The sequence below is a fragment of the Nitrogeniibacter aestuarii genome (assembly GCF_017309585.1).
GTDB classification, from domain to species: Bacteria; Pseudomonadota; Gammaproteobacteria; order Burkholderiales; family Rhodocyclaceae; genus Nitrogeniibacter; species Nitrogeniibacter aestuarii.
Map to the genome: position 1 here is coordinate 1,737,282 of NZ_CP071321.1, position 17,316 is coordinate 1,754,597.

Genomic DNA, 17,316 nt, shown 5'->3' on the forward strand with positions numbered 1-17,316 from the left:
TCAGAGCCTCGGCGCTCGTTTCTGACCGCCGTCAGGCACCAGGGGAGTCCCGGCCTCGTCGATTGGTGCCGCGCACGGCGTGTGAATCGTGTAGGAGGAGGGTTTGTCGGCGGCGAGGGGGCCGCTCTCGCCGTCGAATCTAGCCATGGCGCCTTCCAGATAGGTGCGGTTCATCTCGACGCAGGCCCAGCGACGTCCGAGGCGCTCGGCGACCATCCCCGTCACACAGGAGCCTCCAAATGGATCGAAGACGAAGTCGTCTGGGTCAGTGGTCATCCGGATGAAGTATTCCGGAAGGGCCGCCGGGAACCGCGCGGGATGAATGTCGATGCCTCTGGCGCGACAGTAGTCCTGATAGGCGCCGTTCGACTCGGTATTCGCCACTGCTAGCAGGTTCGGCGGGACCGATCCCCCGTTGTCCTTGCCGAACTTCTCCGAGATGACATGGCCGGAGGGCCGAGTCTTCGCCTGATACCCGTTCTTTAAAAGCGACTTCATCGAGTCGCTGTAAGGGGCCAGAACACGTCGATTACTCGTCTTAGGCCATGGAGTCTTAGACAGCCACCATACGCAGTTGACCGCATCCTTCGGTCGAACGCGCCGCACGTTCACCCATTCTGCAGGCGTAGGAAGTTTCGCCGGATTCCACCAGAAGTGTTCGAGACATAGGTGAAAGCCATATTCCTCGCAGAGCATGATCAGCAGTTCGAAGTGGTAGAGACTCCGAGTCGGAATGCCGGGTTTCCAGGCTCCACCGATGTCGATGACCAGGCTTGCGTCGTCCGCGAGCACGCGACAGAACCCCTCGGCAAAGGGCCTGAACCAGTCGCAGTAGGCGTGGGCGTCCTCGTTGCCGTACGTTTTCTTGCGGACCAGACCGAAGGGCGGGGAGGTCATGATCAGATTGACGGAGGATGGCTCGCGCTGAGCCATCCAGTCGAGCGAGTCGCCGTTCCACATGGTCCCGAGGTCCGTGGTATGAAACCGGGAGACTTGGCCGAGGCGGCGTTCGGGACGTGGTTTTTCGGCGCTCGCCTCGAGATCGGCCCGGGCTAGAGCTCGTAGATAGTCGCTCAGCGACTGTCCTTTCGCTCGCGCCCGCGCTTCAAGTGCTGATTTCTCGGATGCACTCATGCGCACGGACGCAGTGGTTTCTCTCGGCTCCGCGACGTTTGGCCGCACCATTCGTTTCCCTCTGCTCTTAGATTATGTCATGCGAAAACCTAGCCGGTTTTCGTATTACGCGGGCCGGATTTTCGCCCGGCCAGAATCTTTGTGCAAGGGGTATCTGGTCAGGTTTCGACCTCTTCCTGCTCGGTCAGAGGCTCGTCCTCTGGCAGTCGCCAGATTTTTGTTGCCTCGTCGTAAACGGCCCCAAGATGATAGGCCAACTGGCCGAAGGGGGTCTGGGGAGGGAAGGGGCGCTCGAGCAGTTCGGATACTCGCTCCATGCCCTCCTGAATGGTGACGCCGCTCCGACCGGCGGTGTTGAGCACCTGTGATATGGCGTCATTCGTGTTCATGCGTCGCGACTCTCCCCACTCAGAGAGATAGAGATATTGCCCCCTTGACACAGAGAAGCCTTGGAGCTTCTGGGCAAGGCCTAGAAGAAGAATCGGATCTTTCACGCGTCGAACGATAGGTTCGACTCCTTCGAGTTCATCGATGAGTTCGGAAGAATGAATTCCCTTACACTTTGCGAGTAACGTCGAATGCAGAGCGTCTAAGATGCGTCTCGACTCCTCCTCCGAGAAGGGAACGTCGCGATCAACGAGTCCCCAGACCCCAGATCCCACTCGGACTAGGCGGCCTTCCGGCTGGATCTGAAAGAAGCAGTTAAGACCTCGCTCGGCTGCTAGGCGATCTTTGATTTCGTTTGACGGCATCGGTCTTCCGTTCTCGATTAGAATCGAGACGACGGCTTGAAACACGTCTAATCGGTTTGCCGCACCTGTAGCGCCGCTGGACTTCGACGCCCAGATCATGCGGCGCAGATAGGTCAGACGCTTCGATCTCGAAAGGGCTATCGAGACGACGTAGTGGTTCAGATTTCCGCCGCAGTCGATTCCACGCTCTTCGAGTCGCTCAGTGATTTCCCGAGCGTGCCATTGTCTCGTCGCATCCTCACTCTCGATAAGGTCCTCCGCCTCGGAAACGACGAGCCGAGTCTCCGCCTCGTTGAGGGGGAAATGGCGCATCGTTCCGTATGTTCCTCTGCCGTATAGAAGACCGACTTCGGCGGCTGCAAAACGAATGCGCCGCGGTTCGTAGTCGTATCCCATTTTCTCTGTCATGCGGAGAATCTCGGAGTAGTGCATAGGCCTCTCGGACGATTCAAGAACCGCCAATACTACGTGATCGGCACCCAACCCGTAGGCGACCAGATTGCCGTTCGCGGAATGGGCATACTTGCTTGCAGCGTTCCATAGTTCCTCACGTAGCTCTCTTCCTTTTCCCACGAGAAGTCCGTCGACCATGGTGCGCGCCTCTGCGATCGAAGTTCGTTTCTCGGTCAGCGCTTGAAGCAGCGTCCGAGCCTCTCGCACCGCATCGAGCCACTCCTGCTGCGTGATATCGGTCACGAAGCAGAGAGCGCCCTCTTTGACGAGGTGAAGTTCGGGGTCAACAAAGCGTTTGAGAACGTATTCCAGAACGCCGATAGATTTCGCCGCACCTTTCAGCGCTGGGTCCATCACTTCGAGGCCGTGTGGGGCTAGGTAGTCTTCCCGCTCTTCGAGCATCCGTCTAATTGCGGGCCCTAGAGTGCCATTCCAGAACGGAAGGGAATGTATTGTCCGGATGCATCGACTTTCAATCTGTCGAATGCGCTCTCTCGTTAATCCGTTGGCTGCTCCAATTTCCGTGAGCGTCTTAGGCTCTCCGCCGACTCCCATCCTCATTTTCATGAGGTTTCTATCCTTTTCGGATAGCAAGCCGAACGCTTCGTCTAGAGCGTCGGTGAAGGTCGTCGAAGTGCCTCCCGGGGACTCTCCTGCAGTCGACGACGCGGGGGGCGGAAGCCCCTTCCACGGATCGTCTATCTCGCCGATCTGGGGCCCCACGTCACTTAGGTAGGTTCTAATCTTCGGCGACGTGATGCCTGACGAGAGAACTGAAAGCAGGCCGTCGCCAATTTCTTTAAACGACTTGCGACCCATGTTTTCGAAGGCAAATACCTTCTGCGCCTCATAGTGCCGAAAGTCTCCAATGACTCGAATGGACTTTGCCAGCAAGACGTTTGTTGGTCTCGTGGACAGGTCGAGGACGTGGATGGGAAGAGACTGAAACCACAGTGGCGTGAAAGCAATCTGGTCGATTATGTTTTCGGCGGTGGGCCGAGTAGGGCAGTACCAGCGAAACCTCGCTTTCCCAAGGTTATCCCGAAGCGACAATGGCAGAGATTTTTCCTTGGCCAGATAGGAGTCTTCGTCGAATACACCCTCGTCAAGAGCCTTCTGAAACATCTCCGGGCTTTCCTGCGAGAGCATCGTGATCCATTCGCACTGAATATCTGGGATTTTTACCGGCGTATCAGGTGTGGCTCGAACGGAAGGCGTAGATACAATGCTCGTCGTAATATCCGAGGCGGACGAGTCGTTAATCTCGTATCCCCAGCCCGTCAGCGCGAGGTGAAGAGGCAGGTCTCCCGCTGAGCCTATGGGCGCGGAGGACGAGCGATAAGAGGGGGGCAGAGCGTAGACGGCCGAAGCGCTGACGAGGACACGTCCAGGGTGTTCTCTGATCGTCTCGACAAAATCTTCCGTATCGGGACGCCAGTATCCTACGTGAATTGCTGCCGAAGCATCGGGGTAGAGGCGCTCGCGCCACGTGCTCTCGACGCTCTCCAAGTCGCGATGCGTAGAGACGTCGACGTCGCCGGAGGGAAGCCGAAGCAGAAGGTAAGCCCGTAGAGGCCTCATCCGTTCCCTCCCTCCGCGAGGCGCGTGGCCTCGCTCAGCAAACCCGCGAAGTTGATTTCTCCGTCATCGGCTTGCTGAGCCAACTCTCTGACGCCCCATTCCGCGAGACGTTCTACGCGCCTATATATCGACGAGCCGTCTGCGCCAAGAATGGTTCGGACGGCCGTCGCTATCTCGCGGTCCGGGTCGATGGTCGCCACGCTGAAAACAGTCTGCCTGGTTCCCATTATTTCTTCGGGTTGGACTCCGTGGGCGAGGGCTAAGGCTACGGCGAAGCGGTAAGCGTCAGCCATCTCCGCGAAGTGTCCGTCGTCCTTCAGTCGCTTTAGAAGCGGATGAGTGCGCTCGCTCAGGCCGATCATCGTAGGCTCATTTGCTGTCGTCGTTTCGTTCATGACAGAACTCTCTCGATTTTTGAATGACGGGGAGAGACCTCTTTGATTTCGTACGCAGCTCCAATACGTGAGGCTACCGGAGCGAGGTCACTGTCGCGGCGGATCTCGCCGTCGTGAACCAAGAGGACCAGCTGACCCGTGGTCGTAGGAAGGTAGCGCAGAATGTTGTCGCGGTGCCTTAGGTCCAGTCGGCCGAACGGCGTGTCCATGACCACCGGGCCGGCCGCGCGTCCGGTTCTCGCGAGGCCGTCGATCAGGGAAAGGGCAACAATTTGCTCCGCTCCCGCGCTTCGGACGGTCACGCGTCCGCCGTTCTCGTCGAGGATGGTCAGGCCATAGTTGTCGTTAATCTCCAAACCGGAGTAGGACTTCTGAGTCGTGAGCTTCGCGAATGCGCCAGTCGCTTTGCCCGAGACTTCCTCTTTCAGTTTGTTGCGCAACCGCTCGATACTTTCGTCGAACAGTTTCTCGACGGCCATACAGACCTTCACCATCGCCGAGCTTCTCTTCGCTCTGGCCTGCGGGAGATTGTCCAAAGATTTGGCAATGATGGCGAGTTCGCGCTTTACCTTGTCGATCTCGCGCAACCGGTCGTCAACGTCTCGCTCCAACCTCCCTTCCTCGTGGAGAAGGCTGTCACGAAGAACTCGCTTTCTGGCGATTTCGGCCGTGTCGACGCCCTTTATCTCGTCAGACAGGTTTTCTGCGTCGTTCTCGATCTTCGTGAGTTCGACGTCCAGGCGGACTCGCTCCTCGTCCAGCGCTCGAATTCTAGCGGCTGCTCCAGAACCGGCAAGTCGGTCAATCTCGCGAATCTTCGCGTTGACTTCTCCGAGCGAGGCGTGATCCACCAATATCTCGCGCAGTTTCGCCTCAACGTGTCCGAGAGCCGTCCCTATTTCGGCTCGCTTCGACTCCTCCGCCGGTCTTCCGCACGTCGGGCAGGAATCGTTATCGAGCATGTTCCGAAGGTCGCCACGCTTGGCTTCCAGTGCCGATTTTTCGGCCATGAGGGCGGTCATCGCAGACTGCTCCTCATACAGAGCCTGCTTGCACTCTCTGAGCTTCGATTGAAGGAGATCCTTCCACGCGTCTCGAAGGGTCAATTGCTTGTCTGTGGAGATAGCGCCCAGGCGCTTGTCGATTTCCCCTTGGCGACGTTTCAGGAGATCAAGCCTCGTCTTCGCGCGATGTATGGAGTCGACCTTCTCCAACTCGTCATCGAGCGTCGAGCGCTCCGATTTGGTTTGGACGAGCTTCTTACGCAGTTCCGCCAAATCGTTCTCGAACGACTCTTGGCGCCGCTGGTACTCCGCTTGTTTTTCCGCCTGTCGTTCGAGGCCCACGACGTGGGACAGGTCCTTCTGCTGCTGGCGTTGAAACTGTTTGAGAAGGGTCCCTGCTTCGTCTCGTCCATTGACCAGCGTAGGGACGCCGAGAACCTGCTCGATGGCCTCTTTGATGCGCCGCCCCTGTTCGCTGCCTTCGATAAGCAGGGACTCGTACTCCTGTAGAAGTTCGCCGTCAAACAGGAAGAAGCGAGAAACCTGCTCTGGGGCGAAGCGGTTTATCTCCGACTCGATCATGTGGCCCGGCAGCGCCATTCCGTCTTTCTGCAATCCGACGGAAACTTCGAAGTCCTCGGGACGGGAAGGAGCGGCGACGAGCGGCCTTTTTGTCGCTCTTCTGCGTAGATCGTATCGGTGTCCTTCGGCTACGAAGGTGACCGCCGCCTCAACGACGAAATCGCTCTCCATGGAGGCCTCCTTATTCAGAAGCTCGTGGAGCGGGATCTCTCTGAGGTGCCTGCCCAGCGCCTTGCCGTAGAAGGCCCAGCGCAGGGCGTTCAGAAGGCTCGTCTTACCACGCATGTTGTCGCCGAAGACCACCATCACGTTGCGCGTCTCGTCCTCAGGAAAGGTGATGGAGGTCTCCCCCTTGTAGGGCATGAAGTTCTGCATGGAGAGTGATACGAGCCTCATTTGGACGTTCCTTCCGCGAGAGAATCCACGTATTGCTCGAGAAGACGCTGCATTTCTTGAACAGATGCAGATCTGTCCGAGTCGAACTGATGGCGCTTTTGAAGGCGATAGAGCTTCTCTACCAAATCGGCGGGGAAGTGCACTTCCCCCTCGATTGCTACGGCGCGAAGCGTCGCTAGTGCGAGGTCCTCGCGCTCGCTATGGTCGTTGCTCATTCTTCGGTTTCCTCCTCGATACCTTCGTCTCTCAGCGTCTCTGGGTCGAACCCCAGAGACGCGGCCACGGAGCGTATTTCTGCTCCGGCTGTCTTGTTGACCGCTGAGTCGGCAAACTCTATGGCTCGGGCCAACTCGCTCTTCAGCAGCGCCAGTTGTTCCGGTTCTTCATCTAGGCTAAGCGGAACGACCAACGCGTCGTGTATTACTGCCAGCGTCTTCTCTGAAGCGGTTCGCAGAACGCGACCTCGACGCTGAATGAACTGTCTCGGATTCTGAGACGAGGCGAGAATCAGGGCGTGATCTACCGCCGGAATGTCCACGCCCTCATCCAGACATTTGATAGAGACGAGTATGCCTCCGAACGAGCGGAACCACTCCAAGGCGGCGGCCCGGTCTCCTTCCATTTCCGTGTGATATTCGATGGGGGCGAGGTCTTTCTCGCGCAGAGCGCCCATGGTCTGGCGAAGGTGGTCGCCGTCCTCGCAGTAGACCAGCCAGCGTTGTCCTGGCTCGTAGGCGTCGGATAGGACCTCGGCCGCCAGTCCGATCTTTGCCGAGGCCTTCTTCGCTATGCGGGATCGGCGAATCAGGAGCATCTTCGCCTTATCGGAGAGAGGCTTCGGTCGGTCATCGGACTTGCCGCCCATTTCCCTGACGATGAGCAGAGTCAGGCGCTTCCACTCCTCGGCCTCGTGGGCAGACAGATGGATTGGATGCGGGAAATACTCGTATTCGACGAGCCGCTTCGCGCGAATCGCGTCGCTCAAAGTAAATGGAGGGGGTACGACGGGGCCGAAGTAGCCAAACATCCTCGCTGTGCCGTCAGGATCGCCATAACGCTTAGGCGTCGCGCTCAACCCCAGTCGAACCCCGGCGTCGATGCCGAAGATTTTTGAATGATGCGAGCTCCCGCTCTGATGAACCTCGTCGGCTACGATCATCAGATGAGGGCCGCCCTTCACCGCGCGGCGAAAGTCCTCCGTGGCCGCCGTTTGCATGGTGGTCAGGACGATGCGCTTGAGGTCAAATGAACCAGGGGCCGTCATCGACCTCAGTCGTCCAGGTTGTCGCCACTTCGTATGGCCAGCGCCGGCTACGATCATCGCGGCGTCCGGAATTTCAGCGCGTAGCTCTGATTCCCACTGTTCGAGGAGCAGACGGCTTGGCACGAGAACCATAACGGCACCGCCCGAATCAAGATGCTCCCTGATTGCTAATATCGCGGTAAACGTTTTGCCGCTGCCGGTGGCATGTTCGAGAATGCCCCGACGGCCGGCGGCTTTCCAAGCGTCGAGAGCGGCTGACTGATGCGGAAGAGGTTTTCTGCGACGAGGATGCGAGGATGGCTCGCATATGCGCTCGAAGTCGATTCCTTCCGCCGAGTCCAAAGCGTTGGAGACCAGTTTGCGCTTGGCCGCGTCGGGGAAGGGAACAACCTCAACGCCTGGAACGAGGTTGCTCCAGAGACGCTCGAAGTAGGACTCGTGCCGTGCCACTCTTTCCGCCTCGCCTTGCCCCTTCCACGAGCGGAAGACTTCGATGGCCTCATGATTGCCGGCGAAGTGCCAGCCATTCCAAGTTTCGTTCGCCGAGCCCAGGAAGGAGACCGCTGCTCCCGAGGCGTCCCGGAAGATCCCGATTTTTTCGTGATAAAGGCCTCTGGCCGAGGGGCGCAACGCGAGTCTTATGTCGAGCGACCCGGAAGCGACTAACGTCGAAAGGACGCGTAAACGATATGAGGTGTCGTCTCGGGCTAGCAGCCCCTCTATCTCGTCCGACAGGGCTTTCTCGACAAATTCTCTACGTGCTTCGTAGCCCTCGACGATAGTTTCCGCATCCGTGCCTTCCAACTCCGGGGAGCAGACGAGTCGGATTTTCCCGCCGCGTCTGGCGAATTCCACAGTTGAGGGGCCTACGACGAGATAGATGCTCGACCTGAAGTAGCCAACAGCGCGCCTGTACTCGCGCGAGTTCAGCAGACATGGGCGATAGAAAAATGACACCGGATCACTTTCGCCGGTGCGGTACTGGTCTGCCAAGGAAAGAGAGGATAGTCCGGAATCCCCGGGCATGAGGCTATTTTTGAAATTAAATTGCGATCTTGAGAGTATCTCGCAACTTTGATTGATGCCCAATTGTTTCTTGGCGCGTGGCGTCGAGTTCGACACGAACACCCGTGGTTGGGATTATTTGGATCTCGAAGATGCTCAGATTCGATGGGTGTTCCGTGAGGCTGTCCCCGAATTAGAACAGGTCAGAAGTTCACAGATCCACGGTGGGAGAAGATTTTTCTTATCTTTTCCCACCGGTGGGCTATGTCGCCACGGATATGATTACTCGTGTGTGTCGAACCAATGTGTGCGATTCGAAGCGCGGGGAGTCAATTGAACGTTCTGCCCGTCAACTTCAATGGCGTCGGGTTCTGCTTTTGGGTCGTAGTCACCGGCATTCATCTTGGCTTCATCGAGTTCTTCCTCCGTAAAGACCCGGTCTGGTCTGAAATTGACGGAAGACACGCTCGCCGCCTGATGTTGGTCAGCCATGGGGGTGTCGTACCAAAAGCCGCCGCAGGCGACGGTATTGCCACACACGGCCATGACCGGGGTGAAAAGTCCTGGCAAGGGGGCTTTATTAGCGTCTTCGCAGGCGTATTGAATGGCTGATTCATAGACCCTGAAAGAGATATGCGCGTCGTCGTCTTCGGCGCTCCAATAGAAATGAGTCATGGCTCGCATCAGGTCCGGAGTGAGTGTATTCATGATTTGAGGAGTCTGCCCCACCAGTTGTGCGGCGAGCCGTTCAAAACGCTCCGGTAGTAGGAATATCAATGCCCTTCCACTGGGCGATACATCCGAGTCAGTCCGACAGAAGAGTCCGGGGAAGTCTTTTCGTGCAACGACAATCGCATTGACGCTGATGTCGGACTCGAGCATCTCGGCCAAAAACGGAAAGTCTGTGTCGATGTCAGCTCGGTCAAAAACCGATGCCGTTAGGCACGGAGCACCATAGTTCTCAAAGTAGTGCGATTCGCTTCTATAAAGCCTGTCGCAGACTACATGGATGTAGCTGTTTTGGTCGGGGACGTTGTTGTGGCGGTCGTTTGAAGGCATATGCCCTCCTTACAGGTTGTAGCAGAGCACCATTGCTGCTGCTCTTTTCTGTAGCGAGGTTGTTTATACCTAAAGATCTCCAGCGTACTTTTCCTAAAGCGGGACGTGCTGGAGGCTCACTGCCGCGAGATCAGGCTCTCCGACGAAGTGGTGACGGAACGGGCGGTGGGGCGGGGTCTCGCCCTCGTCGCGCCGAACAGGCTGCGACCGTTCGAATTTACGCGAGGCGCGCTGAATGCTTTCGAGTCTCTTGAAGTAGATTACTCAGGGAGCACAATACGGCGATGTCATATTAACTTGCCGACAATGATAGTCTGATGGTTTTTTTAGAGAAAACCGTGTATAATAACACCCTGGCAAAACGGTGCAACCCCGCCGGCCGTTCGCAGTGCAGTAGGTAAATAGGGTCAAGCAGTAACGCCATTCAGTCTTGTAGTAAAGCAATAAAGGCCGGTAACGCGAGCAGCCCGCCTTCAACGACCAGACCAATTTTTCGTTGGAGGCTTGATGCTATCCGCACGTCGTCATGTGCAGGGCTCCCCGTCCCTGCCTAAATCACAGAATATAAAGTTCGGCTCTTCACTTAGCTCCACAGAACCGGAGTTCAAGATGAAAGCAGCGAACGACCCGCGGTGGGTCCTGGCCCACCTTGTCACAGAGCACACGGGCTACTCTGACGATGCCATCCGGGCCAAAAAGCGGCGCGGGGAATGGCGCGAAGGGGTCCATTGGCGCAAAGCCCCTGACAATCGAATTGTCTTCAACCTGACCGCGATTAACGCGTGGATGGGGGGAGCCGATGTCTAAAGGAGTGCGCAAATCGCGAGCAAACCCGCTCGATAAAGTCGCTCAAATGGTCGTGGCCCCGGGTGCGAAAGTGTTCCCAAGGACGGAGTGTGATGATTACCCAGAGGGAATTCCGTTGCCAGACGGCATCCGGGTGCGCACCGGGCGGGGTGTGGAAGTGCGCTTCGTATTAGGCGGCGAGCGAATTTCGGAAACTGTACGAGGCAGACCCACGGTTGCATTCGTGCAGGAGGTCGCTCGCAAGCGCGAACGTGTCGAACAGCTCATCGGTCTCAACCGCTTCGATGAAGCTGAGTATGCGTTGGAGTTTCCGGATAGCAAGCGCCTAGCTGCGCTAGTTCCACGAGAAACGACGGTCTACACGGTCTGGCAGGCTCTTGAAGACTGGTATGCAGCACGAAAGGGCACCTGGGGCGGAAACACCGACGACGACTATCGTCGGGCCATTCGAAACCAGCTCATACCGTTGAAGCTCTCCGAGGCCGCACAAATTCGTCGGGACGAGTACATTCGGCCCGGGAAAGACTTCACGCCTCCAGTGGAGTGGTCTTTACCGCGTCACGAGGGCGGTCCATCATCGCCCGTTGACCCAAGTGACCATGAAATCCTCGGCAACTTGCCGCTGTCTCGTCTGAACGACGTGCTGTTCAACCAGATCCGCAGCCAGTTGCTGGAAGGGCGAGGCGTCAAGCGGGTGAACAACATGATGGCGAACTTGCGCGGAGCCATCGAACGCGCTCATGCGAATAAGTTAATTGAGAGTAACCCGCTTTCGTTGGTGAAGCCCCTGCGCAAGACGCTCAAGGAAGAGGCCGTTGGGTGCGTCATGGATGACGACTCGCTCGATTCGTCTTTGCTCGACGATGACGATTCGAGGCAAGTTGAATCTTTCTATCGAACCGAGGGAAAGCCCGACCCGTTCTCGATGCGTGATATCCAGGTGATTGTCGAGCATTTGGATGCGCCCATGGCAAATCAGCTGATGTTTTCGTTCTGGACGGGGCTTCGCACAGGAGAGACGATTGCTCTCCGAGAGAGCGACTTGCAGTTGGATAAGAACCGAATTCGTGTAAGGCGCTCCGTGTCACGTGGGAAGCTCAAGCGCACCAAGACCGACCGGGAGCGTTGGGTCGAACTCCTGCCCCCGGCGCGAGAAGCTCTTGAGGCTCAGATGAAGCTATTCGGTGCGCCCGACGGCTGGGTCTTTCCGAACCCGTTCACCCGCCAGCGATGGGCAAACGACAGCAAAATCACCAAAAGGTGGGAGCGAGCCCTCAAGGCAGCTGGGGTGAGATATCGCAGGCCGTATCAGACTCGGCATACGTATGCGTCAATGATGCTCTCAGCTGGCGAGCACACCATGCACGTGGCCGGACAGATGGGGCACGCCGACTGGACGATGCTAGTCAAAGTCTACGCGCAGTGGATGCCTGCTGCCGCGGAGACGCGCGCCGGGTCGTACATCCGCAAAGTCCAGGAGGCAAATTGGGGTAAGCTTGCCGAAGTCCTGTCAGAACGCGCCCACGTGGCGGCCGATGAAGACGCGTATGCGGGGGACAGTGACGGGACAGAAAGTGAAAACGAGCTTGAAGCCCAGTAAATACAAGGGGTAGCTGCGAGTTCGAATCCCGCCGCCCCGACCAATTGATTCAAGCAAAAAGCCCAGTCCTCGGACTGGGCTTTTTGCTTTCTGAGGTTTCAGGCGCGTGGAATTCGTCTTTTCATTTTTGTTCGTGCTGAGTTAACGAGCGTCGTTGTCGGGAGGCTTGAAAGCAAGGAACAGATTCATCCACAAAATCTGTGGACAAGTCTCGGGATAGGAACATCAAGTGGTTGATTTGAAATATGTTCCGTTCATGCTTTCAAATTGATCGTTAATTCGGACGACGCGATGTTCATGAGGGGCGGCGAGGCAGGCGGTGCCTGTGCATGAGTGGATTTATTTAAGTCAGCGCGATCTGCCTTGATGAAGTTCCTGCACGCCAGTTGCCTTGCATGCAGGTGTAGGGTGTTTCGTTTGATACCGTCGGTCGCGTGCGATCATCGTGGCGGCTCCGAGCGCATCAGCGTCGTCGGTATGATTCCGAATTTGACTGCGGGCTTGCTCCCAGGTGGGCTTCTCGCCTTTCGAGCAGCGCGTGTGCGCGGACAATGAGACTGCATGAATCCGGAACTGCTTCAACTGCTTGTGACCCGCGAGATGCCTTTTGGGCGCTACAAGGGACGCCTCATCGCCGATCTGCCCGGGCCGTATCTGGGCTGGTTCGCACGCGAAGGCTTTCCGGCGGGACAACTAGGCCAGTTGCTGGCGCTCATGTACGAGATTGATCACAACAACCTAAAGGGCCTGCTCGCGCCGTTGCGTGCTGCGCGCGAGCCGCGCTGATCAAGTCGTCGCCAGCTCGTCGAGTGTGCGGATCAGGCGTTCGAGCGCGGTTTGCATGGTGTCGACATACTGATGAGCTGCGAGCCCCTGATGGCGGATCGCGCTGCTCACTTTCTGAGCGGATAGATACAGTTCGATGGCCTGCAGATGGCCCGCCATGCCTTTGAGCGTGTGGGCAATCTGGCCGATTGTTTTCCAATCTTCTGAGGCGATCGCACTCTGGAGACGCGCGGGGGTGTCACGATGGCGCGTCCGGAAGGTGGCGAGCAGTTTCCGGATCAATCCTTCATGCTCCTTGAACCTGCGCTGCATTCGCCGTATGTCGAAAATCTGGCTCTCACCTTGTCGTGCGGGTTCTAGTCCGCTGGGTGCTGTCTCGCCGGGGCGTTCGGGCGCATCGCCGATCACGGCGGAGACGAGTGCCTTATCGGTGACCGGTTTGGTCAGGAAGGCGATCATTCCGGCATCGTGCGCACGCGCCTGAATCACCGGATCGGATTCGCCGCTGAGCGCAATCACCGGTAGTTGTGGCGCAATGTTGCGAAGTTGTGTGGCCGTTTCGATGCCGTCCATGCCCGGCATCTGAATATCGAGGATGGCCGCGGCGAAATAGTTTGGATCGCGGGTGACAACCTCGCAGATCGCGTCAGCGCCCGACTCGAACAATTTCACCTCTTGCGCCCCGGCGCGCTGCAGCATGTCTTCGACGATCAATCGGTTCATGGCGCAGTCGTCAGCCACCAGAACGCGCAGATCATGCATCCGGGGCGGGCGGTGGCAGTTGTAGGGGGCGCCGATCGTGGCGATAATGTGGCGGGCGCGCAGGGGGGCTTCCACGCAGAAGACTGGCTCGTCATCAGCCGGGTCGGGGGGCATCTCGCCGTGGTCGAGTGCGAGGATGGTCTGTACTCTGAGCCCGGCGGGCTGCGGATGAGCACGGGCAGCACGCTGGGGAATCACCAGGCAATCGGGCAGCGGCAGCACGTACGCATCTTCGCCGCGCGTGCTTTCCACGGTGTAACCGCGTTGGCGCAGCTGATCGGTCAGATGGCGGGTCTCCAGTTCGGGGAAGCCGGCCAGACGGATGACCGTGCCGGTTGCGTCCTGATTGACAGGTGACCAGACGGGCTGACGCAGCGGCAGCACAACCGAGAAGCGGCTGCCCTGGCCCGGCGTACTGCTCACATCGATGAAACCGTCCATCGCGTTAACCAGATGCTTGCAAATGGCCAGCCCGAGCCCGCTGCCGCCATAGCGTCTCGCGGTGCATGTTTCAGCCTGCGTGAACGGTTCAAAGAGTTTGCTGATCTGCCGTGGCGTCAGGCCGATGCCGGTATCTTCAATGTCGAAGCGGATGGTGTCGGCATCCGAGGTGACGTGCAGGGCGACATGGCCCATGTCCGTGAATTTGATGGCATTGCCCAGCAGGTTGATCAGAATCTGGGTGAGGCGCAAACCGTCACCAATGAAGGTATCGGGCAATCCGGGAGCTTCATTGAGAATGAGCGAGATACGCTTTGATTGTGCCCGTTCTGCAACCAGGTCGACGCAACGGTCGATGACTTCGGACGTGCGCACGGTGGTGCTTTCAAGCACCATGCGTTCGGCCTTGAGTGCCGAGTAATCAAGAATCTTGTCCACGACCTCGAGCAGGTATTTGCCGGACTTTTCGATGCGGGAGAACAGCGCCTGGATGCTTCGGCCGGCGCTTTCCTGTTCGCCAATGCGCGCGAGGCCGAGAATCGAACCGAGCGGCGTTCTGACCTCATGGCTGAGTGCAGAGAGCAGGCTGCCTGCCGCGCTGGCTGCCTGTCGGGCACTTGCGGCGGCTGCCGCGAGCTCGGATTCTCGGACGACGCAGTGGGTGATGTCGATCAGGCAGCCTTGTAGCATAACGTCGCCCTCAGCGCCTGCTTCGGATTTTGCCATGTCCACCTGAAACCATCGCTTTGCGCCATCGCAGCAAATGCTGATTCGGGTGCGGCTGTGCATTTTGCGGCTTGCCTGGCGCACCGCCAGTGACACCTGGCGTCGCGTTTCAGCGTCGAGACGACGCAGGACTGTACGCAGCCCCAGGCCCGGCTCAAGGGCGAGCAGGCGGGCACAGGCTGGCGTCATCTCCAGCGTGCGCGCTTGCAGCCTGACCTGAAAACCACCGACGCCTGACAGGTGGGCGACTTCCTCCAGCATCATCCATCTCTCCAACAGGGGGCCAATGCCCGGTGAGATCGCCGTTGCGCTCTATTGGCGCGGTTGCCGGCGACTCCCTCGCTCAAGACAACTGGTATTCATGACAGACCGACCGGTGGTGTCTTCGAAGGCCCCGTGGGGCCCAAGACACAAAATTTATAACGGCATACGGTCGTTTCAACTTGAGCAAATTAGGTCAACGTCATGACCCGGATGTTGGGATGGAGATGAAAAAAACCGGGCTGTCACCCGGTTTTTCGTGTCGTCGAAGGCGTTCGTTCAGCGTTTGCTTCGTGCCTTGCGCATCAAGTGACGCGCAGCAATCAGCGTGGCAGCAACGGCACCGGCGCCCATGAGCCATTCAGCCAGATGAATGCTCTGATCGGCGTGACCGGGATGCGCCAGTGCGCTGCCTGTCGCAGTCAGGAAAAAGGCAGTGGCCAGAAACTTGGTCATGATGTTCTCCACAGGAAGGTCAGGCCGCCACAGGTGGGCGCAGCAGACCTTCAGTTTCAATGAATCGGATAATGTCGTCCAGCCCCTGACCGGATTTCAGGTTGCTGAACAGGAAGGGGCGTTCGCCGCGCATCTTTTTCGCGTCGCGGTCCATCACCTCGAGGCTCGCGCCCACCAGCGGCGCGAGATCGATCTTGTTGATGATGAGGAGATCACTCTTGGTGATGCCCGGCCCGCCTTTGCGGGGGATCTTGTCGCCAGCGGAGACATCGATCACGTAGAGCGTGAGATCGGACAGTTCCGGTGAAAAGGTGGCCGCCAGGTTGTCGCCGCCGGACTCCACAAAGATGATCTCCAGGCCCGGAAAGCGCTGGTTGAGTCGATCGACCGCTTCGAGGTTGATCGAGGCATCTTCGCGGATGGCGGTGTGCGGGCAGCCACCGGTCTCGACGCCGATGATCCGCTCCGGGTCGAGTGCCTCGTTGCGCACCAGGAACTGGGCGTCTTCGGCCGTGTAGATGTCGTTGGTGACCACCGCGATGTTGTAGCGCTCGCGCAGGGCGCGGCACAGATTCAGGGTCAGGGCCGTCTTGCCGGAACCGACCGGGCCGCCAATACCGACACGTAGGGGGGCGTTCTTGCTCATAGAGTCTCTCTGTTGTTGCTCAGGAGCGGAATAACCGCGAGTACTGTGTTTCGTGTTTGCAACTGGCAATGGCCAGGCCGGGGTTGAAGTTCGTCCAGTCGTCCTCGGGCAGGGTGGCGGCGCGCTGCGCCAAAGCGGGGATCTCGGCGCCGAGCCGCGAGAGCAGCCGCTGCCCGGCGGACTGCCCCAGGGGCACGGCCTTGATGGCCGCCATCACCTGGTTTTCCAGCCATGCCCACAGATAGGAGGGCAGGGCATCGCGGACAGGAATCTGCCAGGCAGTTGCCGCAGCGGTCCACGCCAGCGGAAAGCTTGGGGTGTCGACGGCGCGCAGGCGCTCGGGCCAGCCGTCGAGCGCGCTGAAGGTGTCGAGCTCGAGCAGCAGACGGGTGAGGGAGTACCCCATCTGCACGGTCTCTGCGCGTAGCTCGCGGGTTTCCCGGCTGGCGAGAAAGTCATCGTTCAGGCGGGCGATTTCGGCATCGTGATCTGCCTGCCAGGCCTGCATCAGGGCGCCCGCCAGCGGGAGTTCGAAGCTGGCGATGCTCTCGCGCATCACGTCGGCAATCCATTCGCCGGTGTCTGCCTCGGTGCTTACACGCCCGCAATCGATGGCCCACTCCAGGCCTTGCGAGTAGGTGTATGCGCCGACCGGCAGGGCCGGCGTGGTCAGTTGCAGGAGGCGGACGAGGGGCAGGCTCATGCGTTGTGACGGTATTCGTGAATCTTGGGGCCGCGGCGCTCGGACGGCTCGCCGTGGTGGTGGTGGCCGCCCGAGTAGGCGCCCGATTCCGGCTCGAAGGGCGCTTCGATGGCCAGGACCTCGCACCCGAGGCCCAGGAGCATTTCCTCAAGCACATGGTCGGCGGCGATGCGCAGCCAGTTGCCCTGAGCGTCCTGGCCCACCTCGACCGCCACATGGCGGTTGCCCAGGTGATAGGCGGCGCGGGTGAGGTCGAGCAGCGTGGCACAGCGGGCTTCGACCAAGGCCTCGCTGGCGGAGACCACTTCGACCACGCCGCCGTCACTGGCGAGCAGGCGCTGACCGCCGCGCAACACCGTGCCGCGTGGCAGGAACAGGCCGACTACCTCGCCGCTGTCGAGCTTGGTGCGCAAGCGGCTCTTGGTGCGCTTGTCGTAGCTCAGGGTGAGTGTTTTGGTGGTGGCGTCGTCACCCTCGTACATCTGCTCGATCAGCAACATCTC

15 protein-coding genes are annotated in these 17,316 nt (G+C 58.8%); 3 read left to right on the top strand and 12 right to left on the bottom strand.

All coding sequences use genetic code 11. The annotated features are described in order from the left end of the window. From J0W34_RS08060 to J0W34_RS08090, 7 genes are all read right to left on the bottom strand, one after another. Entirely contained in the window at positions 1 to 1,185 is a 1,185-nt protein-coding gene (locus tag J0W34_RS08060) for a DNA methyltransferase (RefSeq protein ID WP_407941155.1), read from the bottom strand. A gap of 107 nt (positions 1,186 to 1,292) precedes the next feature. Beyond that, positions 1,293 to 3,920, bottom strand: a complete 2,628-nt coding sequence (locus J0W34_RS08065; protein WP_230971298.1) for a sigma factor-like helix-turn-helix DNA-binding protein — start codon at positions 3,918 to 3,920, stop codon at positions 1,293 to 1,295. Continuing rightward, positions 3,917 to 4,315 carry a hypothetical protein gene (locus J0W34_RS08070; RefSeq protein WP_230971299.1) on the bottom strand — a complete coding sequence of 133 codons (399 nt, stop codon included), beginning with the start codon at positions 4,313 to 4,315 and terminating at the stop codon, positions 3,917 to 3,919. Before J0W34_RS08070 ends, J0W34_RS08065 begins: the two co-directional genes overlap by 4 nt. Next, positions 4,312 to 6,297 (bottom strand): AAA family ATPase, encoded by a 1,986-nt coding sequence (locus J0W34_RS08075; RefSeq protein ID WP_230971300.1) that lies wholly within the window; start codon positions 6,295 to 6,297, stop codon positions 4,312 to 4,314. Before J0W34_RS08075 ends, J0W34_RS08070 begins: the two co-directional genes overlap by 4 nt. Then, on the bottom strand, positions 6,294 to 6,512 hold the full coding sequence (locus J0W34_RS08080) for a DNA modification system-associated small protein (protein WP_230971301.1): 219 nt from the start codon (positions 6,510 to 6,512) through the stop codon (positions 6,294 to 6,296). The genes J0W34_RS08075 and J0W34_RS08080 overlap by 4 nt, the downstream gene beginning before the upstream one ends. Next, the gene (locus J0W34_RS08085) at positions 6,509 to 8,683 is read right to left on the bottom strand and encodes a DEAD/DEAH box helicase family protein (RefSeq protein ID WP_230971302.1); all 2,175 of its coding nucleotides are present in this window, start codon (positions 8,681 to 8,683) and stop codon (positions 6,509 to 6,511) included. The genes J0W34_RS08080 and J0W34_RS08085 overlap by 4 nt, the downstream gene beginning before the upstream one ends. A gap of 165 nt (positions 8,684 to 8,848) precedes the next feature. Continuing rightward, positions 8,849 to 9,625, bottom strand: coding sequence for a hypothetical protein (locus J0W34_RS08090; RefSeq protein ID WP_230971303.1), 777 nt, complete (start codon positions 9,623 to 9,625; stop codon positions 8,849 to 8,851). A 609-nt stretch (positions 9,626 to 10,234) separates the two neighbouring features. Between J0W34_RS08090 and xisR the strand changes: the two genes are divergently transcribed. The 3 genes from xisR (at position 10,235) to J0W34_RS08105 (ending at position 12,818) form a co-directional block, all read left to right on the top strand. Further along, positions 10,235 to 10,432, top strand: a complete 198-nt coding sequence (gene xisR / locus J0W34_RS08095) for an excisionase family protein (protein WP_230971304.1) — start codon at positions 10,235 to 10,237, stop codon at positions 10,430 to 10,432. After that, positions 10,425 to 12,032, top strand: a complete 1,608-nt coding sequence (locus tag J0W34_RS08100; RefSeq protein ID WP_230971305.1) for a tyrosine-type recombinase/integrase — start codon at positions 10,425 to 10,427, stop codon at positions 12,030 to 12,032. The genes xisR and J0W34_RS08100 overlap by 8 nt, the downstream gene beginning before the upstream one ends. A gap of 561 nt (positions 12,033 to 12,593) precedes the next feature. After that, positions 12,594 to 12,818 (top strand): DUF3820 family protein, encoded by a 225-nt coding sequence (locus tag J0W34_RS08105; RefSeq protein ID WP_230971306.1) that lies wholly within the window; start codon positions 12,594 to 12,596, stop codon positions 12,816 to 12,818. Here J0W34_RS08105 and J0W34_RS08110 read toward each other — a convergent pair whose 3' ends face one another. The 5 genes from J0W34_RS08110 to ureE form a co-directional block, all read right to left on the bottom strand. Beyond that, positions 12,819 to 15,011 carry an ATP-binding protein gene (locus tag J0W34_RS08110; RefSeq protein WP_230971307.1) on the bottom strand — a complete coding sequence of 731 codons (2,193 nt, stop codon included), beginning with the start codon at positions 15,009 to 15,011 and terminating at the stop codon, positions 12,819 to 12,821. Between the two features lie 276 nt (positions 15,012 to 15,287). Continuing rightward, positions 15,288 to 15,464, bottom strand: a complete 177-nt coding sequence (locus J0W34_RS08115; protein ID WP_227815026.1) for a hypothetical protein — start codon at positions 15,462 to 15,464, stop codon at positions 15,288 to 15,290. A gap of 19 nt (positions 15,465 to 15,483) precedes the next feature. Next, complete coding sequence (gene ureG, locus J0W34_RS08120) at positions 15,484 to 16,110, bottom strand: urease accessory protein UreG (RefSeq protein ID WP_227815025.1); 627 nt, start codon at positions 16,108 to 16,110, stop codon at positions 15,484 to 15,486. 19 nt (positions 16,111 to 16,129) lie between these two features. Then, positions 16,130 to 16,813, bottom strand: coding sequence for an urease accessory protein UreF (locus J0W34_RS08125; protein WP_230971308.1), 684 nt, complete (start codon positions 16,811 to 16,813; stop codon positions 16,130 to 16,132). After that, complete coding sequence (ureE, locus tag J0W34_RS08130) at positions 16,810 to 17,313, bottom strand: urease accessory protein UreE (RefSeq protein WP_230971309.1); 504 nt, start codon at positions 17,311 to 17,313, stop codon at positions 16,810 to 16,812. Before ureE ends, J0W34_RS08125 begins: the two co-directional genes overlap by 4 nt. Positions 17,314 to 17,316: the final 3 nt, after the last annotated feature.

Excerpts from the sequence above, each read along its gene's own strand:
- J0W34_RS08060 (WP_407941155.1), bottom strand. The coding sequence starts at position 1,185 with ATGGTGCGGCCAAACGTCGCGGAGCCGAGAGAAACCACTGCGTCCGTG.
- J0W34_RS08065 (WP_230971298.1), bottom strand. The coding sequence starts at position 3,920 with ATGAGGCCTCTACGGGCTTACCTTCTGCTTCGGCTTCCCTCCGGCGAC.
- J0W34_RS08070 (WP_230971299.1), bottom strand. The coding sequence starts at position 4,315 with ATGAACGAAACGACGACAGCAAATGAGCCTACGATGATCGGCCTGAGC.
- J0W34_RS08075 (WP_230971300.1), bottom strand. The coding sequence starts at position 6,297 with ATGAGGCTCGTATCACTCTCCATGCAGAACTTCATGCCCTACAAGGGG.
- J0W34_RS08080 (WP_230971301.1), bottom strand. The coding sequence starts at position 6,512 with ATGAGCAACGACCATAGCGAGCGCGAGGACCTCGCACTAGCGACGCTT.
- J0W34_RS08090 (WP_230971303.1), bottom strand. The coding sequence starts at position 9,625 with ATGCCTTCAAACGACCGCCACAACAACGTCCCCGACCAAAACAGCTAC.
- xisR (WP_230971304.1), top strand. The coding sequence starts at position 10,235 with ATGAAAGCAGCGAACGACCCGCGGTGGGTCCTGGCCCACCTTGTCACA.
- J0W34_RS08100 (WP_230971305.1), top strand. The coding sequence starts at position 10,425 with ATGTCTAAAGGAGTGCGCAAATCGCGAGCAAACCCGCTCGATAAAGTC.
- J0W34_RS08105 (WP_230971306.1), top strand. The coding sequence starts at position 12,594 with ATGAATCCGGAACTGCTTCAACTGCTTGTGACCCGCGAGATGCCTTTT.
- J0W34_RS08110 (WP_230971307.1), bottom strand. The coding sequence starts at position 15,011 with ATGATGCTGGAGGAAGTCGCCCACCTGTCAGGCGTCGGTGGTTTTCAG.
- J0W34_RS08115 (WP_227815026.1), bottom strand. The coding sequence starts at position 15,464 with ATGACCAAGTTTCTGGCCACTGCCTTTTTCCTGACTGCGACAGGCAGC.
- ureG (WP_227815025.1), bottom strand. The coding sequence starts at position 16,110 with ATGAGCAAGAACGCCCCCCTACGTGTCGGTATTGGCGGCCCGGTCGGT.
- J0W34_RS08125 (WP_230971308.1), bottom strand. The coding sequence starts at position 16,813 with ATGAGCCTGCCCCTCGTCCGCCTCCTGCAACTGACCACGCCGGCCCTG.
- ureE (WP_230971309.1), bottom strand. The coding sequence starts at position 17,313 with ATGTTGCTGATCGAGCAGATGTACGAGGGTGACGACGCCACCACCAAA.